The organism is Hoylesella timonensis S9-PR14 (assembly GCF_000762405.1).
Taxonomy (GTDB): domain Bacteria; phylum Bacteroidota; class Bacteroidia; order Bacteroidales; family Bacteroidaceae; genus Prevotella; species Prevotella timonensis_A.
The window spans coordinates 1-657 of sequence record NZ_JRPQ01000119.1 but is presented as its reverse complement, the minus strand read 5'-3'; the positions used below and the strand labels follow the sequence as shown (position 1 = coordinate 657).

Annotated in this window: 1 protein-coding gene; it reads left to right on the top strand. The window is 39.7% G+C overall.

The genetic code is table 11. The features are described from left to right. Positions 1-189: 189 nt before the first annotated feature. On the top strand, positions 190-462 hold the full coding sequence (locus tag HMPREF9304_RS14445) for a hypothetical protein (RefSeq protein WP_156104790.1): 273 nt from the start codon (positions 190-192) through the stop codon (positions 460-462). Positions 463-657: the final 195 nt, after the last annotated feature.

The window sequence follows — 657 nt, the reverse complement described above, 5'->3', positions numbered from 1 at the left end:
TTCTCGAAAGCGGATGCAAAAGTACAAACTTTACGACTAACTTCCAAATATTTTTGAAGAAAAGTTTTAGAAAATTGAAGAAATTGATTTAGGTCAAGTGAGAAATGAGTTGACGAGTTGACAAGTTAACGAGTTGATGAGTTATTAAGTTGATTAGTTGATTAGTTGATTAGTTGACGAGTTAACAAGTTGACGAGTTTCTGGGTTCCGAGTTTTTCTAAAGCATGTAAACAACGCCGCTATCTACATGCAATAGACCGACTATTACATTACTTTAGTGCCTTTATCTCCATGCTCCAACAACGTCAGCTGTCGTTCGTGCGACCTCACCTGTCGAATCGTGCAACCTCACCTGCCAACTTGCACAACGCAACCTGTCGAATCATGCAACCTCACTTGCCTAATCGTGCAACGCCAGCTATCGACTTGAGTATTTCTCCAGACGATTTATTTCCTTTCTGAAAAAACTTTACAAAACGTCGACGTCGGCGATCTCACGCGCGCTTCGTCGTCGTATTATTGATATTATAGATATTATTGATATTATTGATATATAAGGAACGGGGTCTGATTATCAACGAGTTAAGAGGGGTAAAATTGAACGGTTCTTCAACGGTTCTCTCACGGTTGTTCAACGAACGATTCATTTCCAACGAA